Source organism: Rhodococcus sp. NPDC056743 (assembly GCF_042790355.1).
Taxonomy (GTDB): Bacteria; Actinomycetota; Actinomycetes; order Mycobacteriales; family Mycobacteriaceae; genus Rhodococcus_F.
Genome location: NZ_JBHTZI010000012.1, coordinates 119,782 through 136,423, shown reverse-complemented (window position 1 = coordinate 136,423; position 16,642 = coordinate 119,782). Strand labels below are relative to the sequence as shown.

At 61.4% G+C, this 16,642-nt stretch carries 14 protein-coding genes; 6 read left to right on the top strand and 8 right to left on the bottom strand.

Going from position 1 to position 16,642, the window contains the following annotated elements; genetic code table 11:
- Window positions 1-87: 87 nt before the first annotated feature.
- Window positions 88-1,590: a DUF222 domain-containing protein gene (locus ACFRFQ_RS26575; protein ID WP_378664486.1), complete on the top strand. Its 1,503-nt coding sequence runs from the start codon at window positions 88-90 to the stop codon at window positions 1,588-1,590.
- Window positions 1,591-1,605: 15 nt separating this feature from the next.
- On the opposite strand, the gene ACFRFQ_RS26570 is transcribed toward ACFRFQ_RS26575, so the two are convergent.
- The 3 genes from ACFRFQ_RS26570 to rfbA form a co-directional block, all read right to left on the bottom strand.
- A complete protein-coding gene (locus ACFRFQ_RS26570) occupies window positions 1,606-2,736 on the bottom strand; it encodes a S1C family serine protease (RefSeq protein ID WP_378664485.1) in 1,131 nt (376 codons plus the stop codon).
- A 124-nt stretch (window positions 2,737-2,860) separates the two neighbouring features.
- Entirely contained in the window at window positions 2,861-3,457 is a 597-nt protein-coding gene (locus tag ACFRFQ_RS26565; protein WP_378664483.1) for a dTDP-4-dehydrorhamnose 3,5-epimerase family protein, read from the bottom strand.
- 1 nt (window position 3,458) lies between these two features.
- Window positions 3,459-4,334, bottom strand: a complete 876-nt coding sequence (rfbA, locus tag ACFRFQ_RS26560) for a glucose-1-phosphate thymidylyltransferase RfbA (protein WP_378664481.1) — start codon at window positions 4,332-4,334, stop codon at window positions 3,459-3,461.
- A 98-nt stretch (window positions 4,335-4,432) separates the two neighbouring features.
- On the opposite strand from rfbA, the gene rfbB reads away from it, so the two are divergent.
- Window positions 4,433-5,437: a dTDP-glucose 4,6-dehydratase gene (rfbB, locus tag ACFRFQ_RS26555; RefSeq protein WP_378664658.1), complete on the top strand. Its 1,005-nt coding sequence runs from the start codon at window positions 4,433-4,435 to the stop codon at window positions 5,435-5,437.
- 4 nt (window positions 5,438-5,441) lie between these two features.
- Here the strand turns inward: rfbB and ACFRFQ_RS26550 are convergent, their stop codons facing one another.
- Together ACFRFQ_RS26550 and ACFRFQ_RS26545 are read right to left on the bottom strand one after the other, a co-directional pair.
- Window positions 5,442-6,395: a YbhN family protein gene (locus tag ACFRFQ_RS26550; protein WP_378664656.1), complete on the bottom strand. Its 954-nt coding sequence runs from the start codon at window positions 6,393-6,395 to the stop codon at window positions 5,442-5,444.
- A gap of 133 nt (window positions 6,396-6,528) precedes the next feature.
- On the bottom strand, window positions 6,529-7,245 hold the full coding sequence (locus ACFRFQ_RS26545; RefSeq protein WP_378664479.1) for a DapH/DapD/GlmU-related protein: 717 nt from the start codon (window positions 7,243-7,245) through the stop codon (window positions 6,529-6,531).
- A gap of 110 nt (window positions 7,246-7,355) precedes the next feature.
- Between ACFRFQ_RS26545 and ACFRFQ_RS26540 the strand changes: the two genes are divergently transcribed.
- Both ACFRFQ_RS26540 and ACFRFQ_RS26535 read left to right on the top strand, forming a co-directional pair.
- On the top strand, window positions 7,356-8,456 hold the full coding sequence (locus tag ACFRFQ_RS26540) for a DegT/DnrJ/EryC1/StrS family aminotransferase (protein ID WP_378664477.1): 1,101 nt from the start codon (window positions 7,356-7,358) through the stop codon (window positions 8,454-8,456).
- A 2-nt stretch (window positions 8,457-8,458) separates the two neighbouring features.
- Window positions 8,459-9,457 (top strand): Gfo/Idh/MocA family oxidoreductase, encoded by a 999-nt coding sequence (locus tag ACFRFQ_RS26535; RefSeq protein WP_378664475.1) that lies wholly within the window; start codon window positions 8,459-8,461, stop codon window positions 9,455-9,457.
- Here the strand turns inward: ACFRFQ_RS26535 and ACFRFQ_RS26530 are convergent.
- On the bottom strand, window positions 9,412-11,622 hold the full coding sequence (locus tag ACFRFQ_RS26530) for a hypothetical protein (RefSeq protein ID WP_378664473.1): 2,211 nt from the start codon (window positions 11,620-11,622) through the stop codon (window positions 9,412-9,414). The two genes, ACFRFQ_RS26535 and ACFRFQ_RS26530, sit on opposite strands and share 46 nt — an antisense overlap.
- Window positions 11,623-11,767: 145 nt before the next feature.
- On the opposite strand from ACFRFQ_RS26530, the gene ACFRFQ_RS26525 reads away from it, so the two are divergent.
- Together ACFRFQ_RS26525 and ACFRFQ_RS26520 are read left to right on the top strand one after the other, a co-directional pair.
- Complete coding sequence (locus ACFRFQ_RS26525) at window positions 11,768-12,613, top strand: glycosyltransferase (RefSeq protein ID WP_378664472.1); 846 nt, start codon at window positions 11,768-11,770, stop codon at window positions 12,611-12,613.
- A gap of 119 nt (window positions 12,614-12,732) precedes the next feature.
- On the top strand, window positions 12,733-14,652 hold the full coding sequence (locus ACFRFQ_RS26520) for a glycosyltransferase (RefSeq protein ID WP_378664470.1): 1,920 nt from the start codon (window positions 12,733-12,735) through the stop codon (window positions 14,650-14,652).
- A gap of 3 nt (window positions 14,653-14,655) precedes the next feature.
- On the opposite strand, the gene ACFRFQ_RS26515 is transcribed toward ACFRFQ_RS26520, so the two are convergent.
- Window positions 14,656-15,483: a TylF/MycF/NovP-related O-methyltransferase gene (locus tag ACFRFQ_RS26515; protein ID WP_378664468.1), complete on the bottom strand. Its 828-nt coding sequence runs from the start codon at window positions 15,481-15,483 to the stop codon at window positions 14,656-14,658.
- Between the two features lie 47 nt (window positions 15,484-15,530).
- Window positions 15,531-16,622, bottom strand: a complete 1,092-nt coding sequence (rsgA, locus tag ACFRFQ_RS26510; RefSeq protein ID WP_378664466.1) for a ribosome small subunit-dependent GTPase A — start codon at window positions 16,620-16,622, stop codon at window positions 15,531-15,533.
- Window positions 16,623-16,642: the final 20 nt, after the last annotated feature.

The window sequence follows — 16,642 nt, the reverse complement described above, 5'->3', positions numbered from 1 at the left end:
TTGACGGATGCTCGTTCGTTGTCGAGCCTGGACTTCTTGTCGGACCCTCGGAATAGGGTGTGGTGCAAGTTCGAACCGGGGGGTTCAGTGAGCGATATTGCACCAGATGACGGGGGTCATCGCCAGTTGGTCGATGTGTTGTCCTGCGCTGCCGAAGAATTGGTGCAGTGCTCGTCTTCGGCGTTGACCGACGACGGCATCATCGCTGCTTTGCGAGATCTCGAGCGAGCAGTTCGGCTGGTTGATGCTGTTGGGTACCAGCTCGTGGCCGAGGGAATGGAACGCTGTCTCCACGTGGGGCAGGGGCTTCGATCGCCCAATCAACTGCTCGTGCAGGTTCTCCGAATCTCCGCGTCCGATGCATCGCGGCGCGTCCGGGCGGCCCGGTCTGTGGTGCAACAAGTCTCGGCGTTCGGGGAGTCAACTCCAGCTGTGCTTCCCGAGACCGGAGACGCTGCGCGTGACGGGGATATCGGCCGAGATCACATATCGGCGATAGCGGATGTCATGCACAAAGCGCCTGCGGCACTTGATTTCGAAGACCGACAAAGCCTCGAAATGGTGCTTGCCGAATATGCGCGTACGGGCACTCCCGAAGCGGTGACGGCAGCCGGAATCGAGGCATTGGCCTGGCTCAACCCCGACGGTGAACTAACCGACGACAGGGATCGGCGACGGCGGCGGTACCTCAGCGTGCGCAGGCAGGACGCAGATCTGATGTCGCGGATTTCCGGTGAGCTCGATCCGGTTGCAAAGGCCCAACTTGATGTTGTGCTCGCCAAATGGGCAAGACCAGGGATGAACAACCCGGACGATCCGGAATCACCTGGTGGGGACTGCTCCGAGGTGGGCGAGTCGGAAATTGCAGCAGCCGCGTCTCGTGACACGCGTACCGCCGGCCAGCGAAACCACGACGCGTTCTCTGCACTGATGAAATGCGTCCTTGACGGAGGTGCGTTGGGCAACCATCGCGGTCTTCCTGCGACGGTCATCGTCACCATGACGTTGGAACAGTTGGAGGAATCGATCGGTGGTGTCGCAACCACTGCAACCGGCGGTATCCTGCCGATTCGAGACGCACTCGCGATGTCCGAGAAATCTCATCCGGTGTTGGTTCTCTTCGATCATGACGGCCGTCCATTGCATTTCGGCCGTGGGAAGCGCCTCGCAACTGTTGATCAACGCCTGGCTCTGATTGCAGCTGATCGAGGATGTACGCGGCCCGACTGTGACGCACCGCCATCGCGGTGCGCCGTCCACCACATGACCGAATGGAATGATGACGGACTCACCGACATCGAAAACCTCACCCTTGTCTGTGACAGTTGCCACGGCCTGGTGAAAAAGGGTTCGCATGGCTGGAAAACCAACTCGCGGAACGAGAATGACGGACACGCCGGACGAACGGAGTGGACACCACCGGCGCACATCGATCCGGAACGGCGGCCACGAGTGAACTCCCGGCACCATCCACGGGAACTGCTGGAACGAGCGCATTCGATCATCGCGTGGCGCAAGAAACTCCACCGAGGAGACCCGAATCGGCAGCGAAGGCATTCGGGCGAGGTTCAAGATCCTGAGCCGAATTGACGAGCTTGATGTGGTTCAGCGCGGCGGACCCTCGTCGAGGACGAGGGAACCTGACCGCTGTTGACCTTGCGCGTCGAACCAGATCAATTCGACCGTATCGCCGGGGCGGCGCATGCTCATCGCGATATTCAGGTCGGACGTCGAGGTGATGTGAGCACCGCCGAACCCGGTGATCACGTCGCCTTTGGCAACCCGGGTCACCTCGGCGGGCGAATCGAAGCTCACTGCAACCACTTCCGCGCCGGGAGGCGATCCCACGTGATCTTTGACTGCCACGCCCAGCACCGGCGTGGGCCCCACCCGCACCGTCTCCGAGGAGCGACCGCTGAGTATTTGGTCGACAATCGGAAGAGCCGTGTCGATCGGGATCGCGTAAGACTGCGGGGCGGGTGAGACTTCCGTTCGATCTTCGATGGCATTGCCGGCGCTACTGACTCCGATCAATTCGGCAGCCGCATTCACAAGAGGTCCGCCAGAATCGCCAGGCCGGATATCGGCATTCACCTCGATGAGACCCTTCAACTGATTTCGTGAGCCATCCGTCGAATTTCGAGTGTTGACTGTAACCCCGAAACCGGTGATGGTGCCGGGCGCAGGAAGTGGAACTCCCTCTCCGTCAGCGTTTCCGATGGCAGTAACCGGGTCGCCTCGAGCGGCTCTCTGTGAACTTCCCACCGTGGCGGTCGGGAGGTCGGACGCTCCGACGAGTCGGAGTACTGCGAGGTCCTGGCCGCTGTCGTAGCCGAGTACTTCCACGTCGTAGATCAGTCCGTTGGACATGTTCACGGCCGTGATTTCGGTGCCGCCACTGATCACGTGATGGTTGGTCAATACAACCCCGTCCGGAGACAGGACGATGCCTGTTCCCGCTGTGGTGGTGAACCTGGCGGAAGAAGTGATGGTGACGATGCTGGGGACGACTCGCGCGACCAGTTCCTGCGGCGTGAGCGAAATCGCAGGCGGCGGTGGGGTGGTGGTGATGACCGTGACTGGAGATTGCGCGTCTGGTTGCAGTGAGCTCGGTGGTTGCAGTGAGCTGGGTGTCAGCGGCGGCGCGGCCAGAGTGAGGCCACCGAGCCCCAGTACGAGTAGGGCGGCGATCCACAGGCCACGTTTGATGCCCCCGCTACCACTGCTTTCGCTCATCCGTGTACCCATGTCGTTGGTGTACTCATGCCAGTCCGTGTACCCAGTGCCCCTTACCCAGTACCCCTTACCTAATACCGCGGAACCTTATTTGCTGCAGATTACCGATTCGGCGCCGGCACGATCACAAAACGGGGCACTCGAACCGGGGCAAAAGTCCTTGCGCACGAAGTGACTCGAGTGACGGTGCATCAGAATCTTTCGCGGACAGTTCGTAGGCCAGGGGTTGACCTGCCCGGTCGGTGGTGGGCCAGGCGATGTTCAATTCCGGATCGAATGGGTTGAGATCGCGGTCGAATTGTGGGGAGTACTCGATGCTGCAGAGATACATGACGGTTGATCCGTCTTCGAGGGACAGGATGGCGTGCCCCAGGCCTTCGGACAAGTAGACGGCTTTGCGGTCGATGTCGTCAATCAGGACGGAATCCCATTCACCGAAGGTCGGGGATCCGACACGCAGGTCGACGATGACGTCGAGGAATGCTCCTTTGACGCAGGTGACGTACTTGGCTTGCCCGGGAGGGGTGTCGGTGAAGTGGATTCCGCGCAGACTACCTGCCGCGGATACCGAGCAATTAGCTTGCGCCAGTTCGAGTTTGCGGCCTGTTGCGGCGGTGAAGGCTGAGCTTTTGAACCACTCGAGGAAAACGCCGCGGTTGTCGCCGAACTGTCGGGGAGTGATTTCCCAAGCTCCGGCAATTTTCAGTTCACGGATGTCCATGTCACCATTCCTTGCCGTGTTCGAGTAGGGCGAGGAGATAGTCGCCGTAGCCAGATTTTCCCAAAGTTTCTGCTTGGGAGCGCATTTGGTCGGAGGTGATGAATCCCTGCCTCCAGGCAACTTCTTCGGGCGAACCGATTTTGAGGCCCTGGCGGTGCTCGATTGTTCGCACGTAGTTGGCGGCTTCGAGAAGGGAGTCCGAGGTTCCGGTATCGAGCCAGGCGGTTCCGCGGGGGAGGATGTCCACTTGTAGGCGGCCGGCATCGAGGTAGTGGCGGTTGACGTCGGATATTTCGAATTCGCCTCGGTCGGAGGGCTTCAGGTCTCGCGCGACGTCCACAACGTCGCTGTCGTAGAAGTACAGTCCGGGGATGGCGTAGTTCGATTTCGGAGATTCGGGCTTTTCCTCGATGGAGATAGCACGTCCGGCGTCGTCGAACTCGATGACACCGTAGGCGGTGGGATCGGCGACCCAGTAGGCGAAGATCGCTCCTCCGTCGATGTCCGAGAATCGTTTCAGTTGGGTGCCCAGGCCTGGGCCGTAGAAGATGTTGTCGCCCAAGACAAGTGCAACGGAGTCGTTCCCGATGTGTTCGGCGCCGAGGACGAATGCTGTTGCGAGTCCGTTCGGTTCGTGCTGGATCGCGTAGGTCAGATTGACGCCGAATTGAGAACCGTCACCGAGCAGTCGCCTGAATTGTTCGGCGTCGTGCGGTGTGGTGATGATGAGGATGTCGCGAATATTCGCCAGCATCAATGTGGAAAGCGGGTAGTAGATCATCGGCTTGTCGTAGATCGGCAGCATCTGCTTGCTCACTCCGAGAGTGATCGGGTGCAGGCGAGAGCCTGTGCCGCCGGCCAGAATGATTCCACGCATACGTGCAGTGTCCTGTACGCGTGCGGATCGAAGCAAACGGATCGGGCACCGATGAGCGGTAAGGTTCGAAGGGGTTCGGCAAGCTTGAGGAGATGAAGGTGCGACTGCTGGTCACTGGGGGTGCCGGGTTTATCGGCGCCAATTTTGTTCACCAGACGGTGGCGTCGCGTCCGGGCGTCGAGGTTACGGTTCTCGATGCTCTCACCTATGCCGGTAATCGGAGCTCGCTAGCCGAGGTGGAGGACCGCATCCACTTCGTCCATGGTGATGTTGCCGATCAGGCACTGGTGGACGAGTTGGTGTCGCGGTCCGACGCAGTGGTCCATTTTGCGGCCGAAAGCCACAACGACAATTCTTTGAGTGATCCGGAGCCTTTTATCCGGACGAACGTGATGGGTACGTTCTCGCTGTTGCAAGCTGTTCGGGCGCACAAGGTCCGGTACCACCACATCTCGACGGACGAGGTGTACGGCGATCTCGAGTTGGATGACCCGACGCGTTTCACCGAGTCGACGCCGTACAACCCTTCGAGTCCATATTCGGCGTCGAAGGCGTCGAGCGACCTGATTGTGCGGGCGTGGGTGCGTTCGTTCGGTATCGAGGCGACTATCTCCAATTGCTCCAATAATTACGGTCCGTTTCAGCATGTCGAGAAGTTCATTCCACGTCAGATCACAAATCTGATCGATGGTGTGCGTCCCCGGTTGTACGGGGAAGGCCGCAACGTCCGAGATTGGATTCACGTCGACGATCACAACCGTGCGGTGTGGGACATCCTGGAACGAGGAAAGTCGGGTGAAACGTACCTGATCGGCGCGGATGGTGAAACGGATAACCGGACGGTGATTGCCGCCCTGCTCGAAATTTTCGGGCGCAAACCGGACGAATTCGACTTCGTCACCGACCGCCCAGGTCACGATATGCGGTACGCGATCGACCCGAGAAGAATTCAACGGGAACTGGGATGGCAGCCGCTGTACCGCAATTTCCGCAGTGGATTGGAAGCCACGGTGGAGTGGTACCGCGACAACGAACAGTGGTGGCGTCCGCAGAAAGCCGTCACCGAGGCGGGCTATTCAGCTTCAGAAGCTGTCGTGGACTGAGATCTCAGGCTTTGCTGGGATTCGGCACTCGTGAATGCTCGTGAACAAGCGCGTTGCGAAGAACCCGCGATCCGGACAGCGCAGCTACGACGCCCGCAAATACTTCACAGAGCGTGAAGAGCAGTCGCGAGGCCAGGGCGAGGCCGAGCGCGACGCCGGCGTCCATGAACGGTGACAGTGCTGCGACGATGACGGCCTCGCGGACGCCGATGCCGGACGGCACCACGAATACCAGGACGCCTGCGCACATGCCGAGGGCGAGGGCACCGATGCATTGGACGAGCCCACGAATTTCGAAGCCCGCGGAACTGGATGCCAGTAGCCACAGTTGGATTCCGTAGAGGACCCAACTCACCGCGCACCAGCCCAATGCGAGGGCGATCTTGTGCATCGTGAGCGGTTTGTGGAGTGGCGTGCGGCGGAGCAGTTTCAGTGCGAGGTTCACCAGACGCGTGAGCACCGGCGGGTACGCGCAGATGAGAGCGATCGGAACCAGGATGATCACGCCGACCGCGGCTACCGTGCTGACCTCGAACAGGGCAGGTAGACCGAAGAGTCCAACGACCAATGCCGAAGTTGTACTCAAACCCACCGTGACCAGCACCGCGACGAAGCCTGCTGCCCGGGACACCCCGGCGCGCCTGACGAGTTCCGTTTGCAGAACGAATGCCCAGACACTGCCGGGAAGGTACTTGCCGAGCTGGCCGACCAGATAAGCGCGCGCGGCGTCGAATGCTGGGATTGGTTGTTCCAGGGCGCCGAGTGCGTGTTGCCAGGACCGCACTGCGGCGCCCATACCGAGGAAGATGAACAGCGACGACGCAGCGAGCGTCCACCAGTTCAGTTCGGTGATGGTGTTCTTGACTTCGGACCATTGGGACTTCACCGCGAAGATGATCGCGACGACGATCGCCAGTGTGACGAGAACCTTGAACCCGTTCACGAGAAGACCGCGCAGAGCGTTCGGTTGTGCAGCCGGTTCGACCGTCTGTTCGGATTCGGGTTGTTCGGATTCGGGAGAAGTACTCACGCGCCTGAAACTTCCCACCCGCTGGTCATTTCGCTGACGATACCAATCAGGATTCTCACAGCTAAACCACGAGTGGTTTGTCAGCCCGCTCGCGCCACCACGTGAATGCTCCGGAAAGTGAGTCGGGGATGGTCGATGGCGCACCGAAACTTCCGGCCGCGTAGATCGCTGCGACTGCCTCGATGTCTTCTTCGGAGATACCCGAACGACTCATACCGATCCGGTTGACGCCGTGCAGGGACACCGGATTGCCGAAAGCTTTGGCGAAAGGGGGAACGTCTTTGACCACCACTGTTCCCATGCCGATCATGGACCCGGATCCGATGACGCGTCGCTGGTGGGCGACGGTATGCATCCCCAGATTGACGCTGTCGCCGACGCTGACATGCCCGGCGAGCGTCGTCCCGGATGACACAACGCACCGGTCGCCGATCTGTACGTCGTGTTCGATGCCGACGCGGTTCATCACGAAGCAGTCTTCGCCGATTTCGGTGCGTCGTTCGCTGCCCTGGTGGACGGTGGTGAGCTCACGGATTGTGGTTCGGGCGCCGATGCGGATTCCCAGGCCGGCACTTTCGGACCACGATGTGGGATGGACCGCGCCGAGGATCTCGGGCGGTGCCCCCAGTACTGCTCCCGCGCCGATCCAGCAGTCGTCGCCGATCTCGAGTGGGCCGGTCAGGACGGCGTTCGGTCCGATCGTCACACCGGTGCCGATCTGTACTTCGGCGCCGATCAGTGCAGTGGGATGGATATGGCAGTCAGGTCGTGAAGACATGCGGGTTCCGGAATCCTCTCGAAGTATCGAATTGCGTTTCGATACGCTTCGTTGGTTGTCGGGGTATTTCGTTCCGACGACAGTCGGATGAATCTATCGGAGGTAACTCAGTGATCGCGATATCCAGCATCTCGTTCGGGGAAGAAGTCGAGCGCGAGGTGCTGGACACTCTGCGATCGGGGATCGTCGCGCAGGGCCCCAAGGTCAAGCGGCTCGAGGACGAGTTCGCGGCTCTGGTCGGCACCCGTCATGCGGTGGCGGTGAACAACGGCACTACGGCGCTGATCGCGGCACTTCAGGTCCAGGATCTGCAGCCCGGTGACGAGGTTTTGACCACACCGTTCACCTTTGTTGCCACGTTGAACGCGATTCTCGAGGCGGGGGCGACGGCCAGGTTCGCCGATATTTCGGAGTCCGATTTCAATCTGGACCCCGCGGCCGCCGCAGCTCGAATCGGCGACCGTACGAAGGTCTTGATGCCCGTTCACCTCTACGGCCAGTCAGCCGACATGGGGGCGTTGATGCCGCTGGCGCAGACGCACGGCCTGACCGTCGTCGAGGACGCCGCTCAAGCGCACGGTGCCACCTTCGAGGGACGCGGCGCCGGCAGTTTCGGGTTGGGCTGCTTCTCGTTTTACGCGACGAAGAACCTCACGACCGCCGAAGGCGGCATGATCACCACCGACGACGACGCGACAGCCGATCGACTTCGTGTCCTGCGTAACCAGGGGATGCGGGCGCGCTACCAGTACGAGATGGTCGGTCAGAACTACCGGATGACCGATCTTCAGGCAAGCTTGGCGTTGCCGCAGATGGCGACGTACATGCAGCAGGTCGAGGCACGCCGACGCAATGCGGAAGCATTGCGCGTCGGTTTGAAAGATGTCGACGGGCTGGTCCTGCCTACTGAGCTGTCCGGTCGCGGACATGTCTGGCACCAGTTCACGTTGCTGTTGGCCGAGGATGCACCGATCACTCGCGACGAACTCAGCGAGCGTCTCGCCGCGAAGGACATCGGCAGCGGGATCTACTACCCGAAGGCCGTGTACGACTACGAGTGCTACCGCGACCATCCGCGGGTAGTCATCGAGGAGACGCCGGTTGCCACGTCGGTGGCGTCGCGGTGCCTGAGTATTCCGGTCCACGCGGCGTTGTCCGCCGGGGACGTCGATCAAATTATTGCCGCCGTACGCGGCGCTATGGAGGCCTGAAGATGACCGCGAGTCTTAATACGACTGCAAGCAAGCCCCGTATCGCCCTTGTCGGCTCCGGCCAGATGGGTTCGCTGCATGCGCGTGTCATCGCGCAGTCGGCCTTGTGCGAGTTGGAGTTGCTGATCGAGCCCCGTGAGGAGCAGGGCAAAGCTGTTGCTGAGCGCTTCGATACGCGCTGGGCTGCGGATTTCGACACGCTTGACGGCATCGACGCTGTGGTGATCGCCGCCGCTACGCCGGCTCACTACGAGCTGGCCGGTCGGGTTCTCGATCTGGGTAAGCCCGTTCTGGTGGAGAAGCCGTTGGCCGCGACGTACGAGCAGAGCGTCGATCTGGTCGATCGTTCACGCGCGTCCGGTGTTCCGCTGATGTGTGGTCTCCTCGAACGCTTCAATCCAGCTGTTCGCACTGCTCGTGAGTTCTCCGGCGACGTGTGGCAGGTTAACGGTATTCGTCACTCTCCGTTCGTTTCTCGTATTCCGACGGGCGTCGCGACGGACTTGTTGATTCACGACGTCGACTTGGCTATCGGATTTGCCGGATCGGAGCCGAGTTTGGCGAAAGGCGAGTTCGGTTACTTCCATCCGACTTCCGTGCAGAACCGGTCGGAAGATTGCGCTGACGCTGTTCTGCGTTTCGGTTCGGGTGCGGTAGCAACGATTTCGGCCAGCCGGATCAGTCAGCGCAAGATCCGTCAACTGTCGTTGCTCGAGGCTGACCGACTTATCGAGATCGACCTGCTTCGCCGCGGCATCACGATTTACCGGCACATCGACGACAGCATGCCGGCCGATCGGGACGGCTATCAGCAGCAGACGGTTATCGAGATTCCGACGATCCGTTACAGCGAGGAACCGTTGGCTGCGCAGTTGACGCACTTCCTCGGATTGGTGCAGGGAACAGGTGACGCGGACGGTGAGCGGGCGTCGATCCTGCCCGCTCACCGCGCGGTTCACGAGGTCACGGAATCTGCGGTCGCCGCGACGCTCTCTTCCTGATCCTTACGACGCGTTCGAAACGCCCAGGCGCCCTGGGACAAGGCGACGAGTAGTCCGACGCCGGCGATACCCCATCCGAATGTGCTTCCTGGCGGGCTGAATTCGATGGTGAGTGTCGATCCGGCGTCGGTGCTCGGCGGTAGATCGACTTGCAGCAAGCCGCCGGGGCTGGCCTTCGTTTCCACGGACTGTCCGTCCACTGTTGCGGTCCAGCCGGGCCAGGCGAGCAGCGCGAAGGTGACGGTGCCGGATCCGGTGTACTCGACGGTTTCCCGGGTGTCCGTTGCGGCGGCATCGCTACGCACGTCGAGCCCCGGCGCTGTTGCGGAAACCCGGCCCTCGGGCCACTGATGTTCGGTGGTGCGCCGACCGACGGTGACGACGCGATCAGGCGAAACGGTCCACTCGCCCTCGGGAAGGGCATCGAGAGCGCGTTTTCCACCGTATGGTCCGGAATTCTGAACGACGACGGTGTCGACGCGCATCGCGTCGAGCCAGGACACACCGGTGCCCGGTGATTCGGCCAGTAGCCGATCGACTGCGTCGGGGCACTGCACGCCGCCGTAGTAGTTCAGGCACAGGGCTTGAACGAAATCGTTGTAGCTGATTCCGGCGTAGCTGTTGACGGCGTCGACACCCGCCGGCTGCCAGGCATTTCCGAACAGCAGATCGCCCCACTGCCCGGTTTGGTTGTCGGGCGGAATGTTGATGGGATCTGCGATCGCGAAAGTGGTTCCTTGGTATCGGTCTTCGAATTTCGATTCCAGGAAAGCGATCTGCCGCGGGAACTTCCACGGGGTGACGTTGTAGTTTCCGGTGAACCAGAAGTTTGTCTGGGCACTGAGCACCACGACGATTCCGGCCGCGAGTGCACCTGCCAGGTATCGGGGTTTCCGGTAGGCCACGATCAGTGCGATAGCCGTCAGGACCACGGTGATGACAAGTGACGCAGCGTGAATGCCGATGTCTTCGGGCACGTTCGACCACGCGAGATAGAACTGGAGCACCAGCAATCCGGCGGTGATGATCGATCTCACGCGGATTCGATCACGATGCAATCCTGCAGACAGCGCGACTGCCGTGACGACAATGGCAGGCAATTGCCCGTATTCGAGAAGCCGTGCCGGCCAACGGAACAGCCAGAGATTCGACGGTCCGAGAAGCAGCACTACGTAGATTCCGCCGAAGACGAAGAGCGAAACACTGTGACGCCCCAGCGTCTTGAGCGAACTCCATCGAATCCACGGTGCGAGCGGTATGAGGAACCAGGCCAGGTAGACCAGGGGAATCGTCATCGCCGGGAGTGCAAACGCCGTGACGTACGGCTGGTTCGACGGACCGGAGAGGTTGAGCAGGTCGCCGAGATCGGGCCGTAGCGAACCGTCGTTCGCGATTCCGGACTGCGTGCGAACGGACACGCCGGTGGTGAACAGAAGTGGCAGATACACGATCAGCGACATCATGAGGATCGCTGCGCCGCTGATCAGAAGGGATTTGATACTGCCTGCCCGTTTGACCGCTATGCACTCCGCGATGACGGCGATGTAGACGACAGCGACACCGACCGCTCCGTACGGGTTGCCGGTGGTCATGGCGAGATAGCCGAATGCGATCGGTACCAGCGGATTCACACGTCCGAGTGCGCTGGCCCGCGTAGACCACCACACGTGGGGGATCCACGCGAAGGCGATCAGTCCGGATGCCCAGCTCGAGGCGTCGAAGTAGAGCGTGTAGCCGGCGAACGGCATGGCAAATCCGGCGATGAAAGCCATCGACCGGTTGGCGCCGTACTGGCGAGCCACCAGGTAGACGCCGACGGCGAGTATCGCCATGAATTGCATTTTGACGAGGGTGATTCCGATGCCGAGGTTCGGAATGAGTGCGATGGCAACCGAATCCAGAAGGATGACGGGATTGTATGTCCCGTACAGGGCTTCGGCGGTGACGTTTCCGCCGGCCCACAATTCGGGAATGAGCGTCGGCCACGATCCCGACAGAATCTTTTCGCCGATCGTGTGCCATCCGGGCGTGAAAGCTGCAGCACTGTCGTCCCAGTAGTAGAACCACCGATTGGAGATCAGTGGGATCGCCGCGACGATCGACACCAGAGCGGCGAGCAGAATCGGCGGCACTACGCGTTGAGCGAGCGTCAAGTCAGATTTCACGATGTGCTTTCGTCCTCGGGTCGATTGGCTGTCGTTCGGAGCCGGGGCCGTGCCCTGTCTCTCGGAGCCTGGGCCGTGCCCCGTTTCTCGGAGCGTAGTATTCCGACGAGTTCGAACTGCAGTCGGGGAAGAAGGAGATCGGGACGTGGCGACATCGCGGACGGAACCCGTTCGTGGGGAATCAGCTACGCCGGAACTTTCGGTCGTCATCCCCGCATACAACTCAGGTGAAGTACTGGAGTCGACGGTGCGACAGTTCGCCGAGTACTTCAGCACCAGCGCTACCAAGAGCACCAGCCCTACCGAGAGCACCAGCCCTACCGAGAGCACCAGCCCCGTCGAGATCATCGTCGTGGAGAACGGTTCCACCGACAACACTGCGGACGTGTGTGCCGCGTTGTCGGCAACTTGGTCCTGGCCAGGCGTGAGCTTCCGTCCCATGAGCAGTGACAAAGGTATGGGTGCGGCGCTCCGGGCGGGAATCATCGCGTCCCGGGGCGAGCGTGTGTTGCTCACCGCGGACGATCTGCCCTTCGGTTTCGGCGACATCGAGGGCGCAAACCGCGTGATGGCGGATATGGGGTCGATCCCCCCAGCGGTCATCGGCTCGAAGGCGCACGCCGAATCCGAGGTGGAACGCGGCTTGCTACGAGCGATCATGACCGGTGGTTTTGCCACTCTTCGGCGAGCCATCCTAGGTACCCGGACGGGTGATCCGCAGGGAACGTTCATCGTCGACGGCGCCTTGGCGCGTCGGATCGCGCCCGCTTTGGCCGAGCGAGGTTTCCTGTTCACGACGGAACTGGATTACGCGCTCGAGTTGGCGGGTGTGCGCCCAGTGGAGGTCCCTATCCGGCTGAGTGACGATCACCTCGCGCATGCAAGCCGGATTTCGCCCAAGGACGTGGTTCAGATGGCGAACGGATTGTTGTCGCTGCGTCGGCGTAAGAAGGAACTCGCGGCTGTGGCCGGGACCGGCTACCGCGGGTAGAGCCGTGATCTCGGGTAGCGCTGTGATCTAGACCTGCGTGATCTAGACCTGCGTGATCTAGACCTGCGTGATCTGGTGCTCGCGGCATCGCTGAGTGTGTTCGCGATACCCTGCGGGGTGTGGATACCGTGAAAGTGACCGATGACCAGTCCGACTCCGGACAGTCTGACACCGGGCAGTCTGACAGCGGGCAGTCTGACACCGGGGTCGAGTTGACCGAACGTCGTGCGAGCTCGGACCGCCTGGTGGCACAGCGTACGTTGTTCACCGGAACCTCACCGGTCGCCAGTGACGAGTTGTACGCGGTTACCAAAGTCGGCATGTCGACACGATCTCGCTTCGAACTGCGACTTCAGCCCGGAGCCGTCGCGCACACCAACACATTCTTCGGTCGATTCCCGGCCAGCTACTGGCAGCGCTGGACGGCCGTCACCGAGGTCACCGTGACCGCGCGCGTCGTAGCCGAGACGGCCTGCCGCGTCCAGATTCAGGCGTCCGACATCGGTGGTCACCGTCGTATCGTGACGAACGTCGTTGTGACCGGCACCGAGCAGATTTCCATGACTGCTCCGCTCGACACTTTTGTCGACGGAGGTGCCCTGTGGTTGCAGTTCGAAGCGCAGGGTGGCGGCGCGGTTGTCGACGACGTCGAATGGTCCGTCGTTTCGCCGAAGTTGCTCCGGCCGGTAGCAGTAGCGATCTGCACGTTCAACCGCGCCGACGACTGCGCTCGCACGGTCGAAGCGCTTGCGTCCGACGAGCGCGTACTGGCATTGCTCGACGCGTTGTACGTCGTCGATCAGGGAACGGATCCGGTCGAGAGCCGCGAGTTGTTCCAGAAAGTGTCGAAGAAGTTCGGTTCACGGTTGCAGTACCTGCGGCAGGCGAACCTGGGTGGGGCCGGCGGCTTTACCCGCGGCCTGTACGAGGCGTCGGAGGCCGGACCGCACTCTGACGTGATCCTGATGGACGACGACATCCTGTGTGAACCGGAATCGGTCCTTCGACTGAGTGCGTTCGCGAACATGACAACGGAACCGGCTCTGATCGGCGCTCAGATGCTTTTCCTCTTCAATCCCGACTATCTGTTGGCTTCGGGTGAGCGCGTCGATCTGGGCACGCTTCAACGTGGTGTGCCGACGGACGAGCACGGAGTCCGCAACCGGAGTGTGCTCGAGAAGCTGCCGGAGCGTCGAGTGGACGCCGAATACAACGGCTGGTGGACGTGCCTGATCCCCGCCGAAGCTATCGAGCGCATCGGGTTGCCGCTTCCGGTGTTCTTTCAGTGGGACGACGTCGAGTACAGCTTGCGAGCTGGGCGAGCCGGGATCCCCACCATCACGTTGCCGTCGGCTGCCGTCTGGCATGCGGACTTCTACTGGAAGGACGTCGACGGTTTTGCCCACTACTTCAGTACTCGCAACGGCCTGATCACCGCGGCACTCGACCCTGGTTTTGCGCCGAAGGCACTGGCCAAGCAACTCGCCCGAGACATTTCGCATTCCATCGTCGGGTTGCAGTACGGCCTAGCGCACACACAAATCCGGGCGATCGAGGGATTCCTCGAAGGTCCGGCAGGCTTGGCGGACGGTGGCCAGAAGGCGTTGGCGACGATCAACCAGGAGCGAAAGCGTTTCCCGGAGACGGTGACTCGTCCGGCGTCCGAGTTGCCGGGACGGCTGCCGATCCGACGCGTTGCGCCCAGCCCGAAGACCGGTTTGTGGACCGACCTCGTCCTTGCGAAACGTGCTGTGACGCAGGCTCGTAACCAGCTCGAGCGCGGTCCGGTGGCGATCTCGTACGAGGATGCGCAGTGGTGGCACGTCGGACGGTTCGATCATGTCTTCGTGACCGACGCGTCGCAGGGAGGCGTGCGCGAACGCCGCTTCGACAGCGAGAAGGCCGCGGAGATGAGTGGCCGTCTCGCCGGCGTGATCAAGCGATTCCTTGCCGAAGCGCCAAGTGTCGCTCAGGAATTCGCCCAGGAGTTCCCGCAGCTCACCAGCCGCGAGAACTGGGCTCGCCTGTACGAGAAGTGACGCTCACCTGACTATCTTGGCGATCACCTGCTCGTTGTCGAAGGTGTAACCGACGTACTCGAACGAGATGCCGGTGCGTGTGACGAATTCCGTCCATGCCCGGTACTCGTGGTTCTGCCACCCGGGGTAGTTGAAGAATTCGTCGAACACGATGATGGATCCCGGGGCGAGGCGGTCGCCGAGGAGATCGAGCACCGTCTTGGTCGACGAGTAGAGGTCGGCGTCGAGGTGCAGGAACGCAATGGTTTCGCGTTCCTGCTCCAGGAATGTCGGTAGTGTGTCTTCGAAAAGTCCTGGAACAAGTTGTGCGCCAGGTACTTCGGGGAGTGAGTCCTGAGCGAACTCGCCGGCCGGAAATCCGGTTCGCCAGGTTTCCGGCAGACCTGAGAACACGTCGAAACCTGCGACGATGCCATCGCGTTCGTGGAATTCGTCGGCGATGATCTTCAAGGTCGTTCCGGATGCGACGCCGAATTCGAGTGCTATTCCTGGGATCTCGACCAAATTCAGTGCATGCCGCAGAGTGTCGTGAGGATGCCCGAACGTCTGTGCCAGCCGCATGTGCTGGAGGACGAACCTCGCACTTGTCGCCGTTGCTTCCAGATCTACTGCGTACGCAACGTCGCGGCGTTGGCGGAATTCCAGTTCTTCGATTCTGTTCCGAAGGCCCGCGATATCTTCGCGGGCCCCGGCCAGTTCGTCGTGCGAGCGCGCCAGTTCGTCGAGAATCTGCCGCGTGCGATCGGCATTATGGCGGTCGGCATTCTCGATCACCTCGGATACCGCACGCTGAAGCTTGGTCCTGGCGCTGGAACGGAACTGCTCGAACATGGCAACCTCTCGTCGGGATCACCTCCCATGCTGCCAGGAGTCGGCCGCTACTGTCTTCGCCCCCGGTAATGATCTTTGATGCGGCGGGAGAGCGCCTTTACCTCTCGCGCGCGTTCTGCCTGCAGGCGGGCATCACCGCGGGCGGCATTCCATGCGTTCTCTCGCTGCAGTTTCCGGTAGCTCCGCAGTCTTCGCTCGTCGATGTCACCACGTTCGAGCGCGCCCAAGACTGCGCACCCAGGCTCGGAGTGGTGCGCGCAATCGGAGAACCGGCAGCTCGAGACGAATTCCTCGATCTCGGGGAACGTCTTGTCGATGCCCTCGCCGGCGTTCCACATGCCGACACCCCGCAGCCCTGGAGTGTCGATGAGCGTCCGGCCGCCGGAAAACGGGATCAGTTCCCTTGTGACGGTGGTGTGGCGTCCTTTGCCGTCGCCGGTCCGCACGCGACCTGTTTCGAGCACACTGCCTGTTTCGAGCACACTGCCTGTTTCGAGGCGCCCGCGCCCGGCGAGGAGTGCATTGGCAAGGGTCGATTTTCCTGCTCCGGAAGGGCCGAGTATCGCAACGGTGCCGTCCAGAACAGCGTCGAGTACGTCCATACCTTCGCCGGTTTCGGCGCTGACGGCCAGCACTGTTGCGCCGGGCGCGATAGCGGAGACTTCGGTCAGCAGGGTGAAAATATTATGAGCTGCATCGGATTTGGTGAGTGCAACGACGGGAGTTGCGCCGCTTTCCCAGGTGAGTGCGAGTAGTCGCTCGATGCGTCCGAGATCGACGTCGCCGTCCGCCGCCGTGGTGATGACAACAGTGTCGACATTCGCGGCCAGAATGTGGCCTTCGGATTTTCCGGACGCGGAGGATCGAACGATGCTGCTCGACCGTGGAAATATCGAAGTGACCGTGGGTGTTTCGGTCTCGCTCGTGGCGTTGGCGACTGTAACCCAGTCGCCGGTGCACAGCGAATTGCTGCCACTGAGCGTGCGGACAGTGCCCGCTGCGACCGCAACGTCACACTGGCCACGGTCGACGCGGATAACGCGTCCGGCTACGACGCCAGGTGAATCGAGTGCGCCGAAAATATTCGAGAGTGTTGCGTTCCAACCGTATTCGGTCAGCAGTGTGCTGTTTTCTGGCATGGTGAATGTGTCCTCGAGTA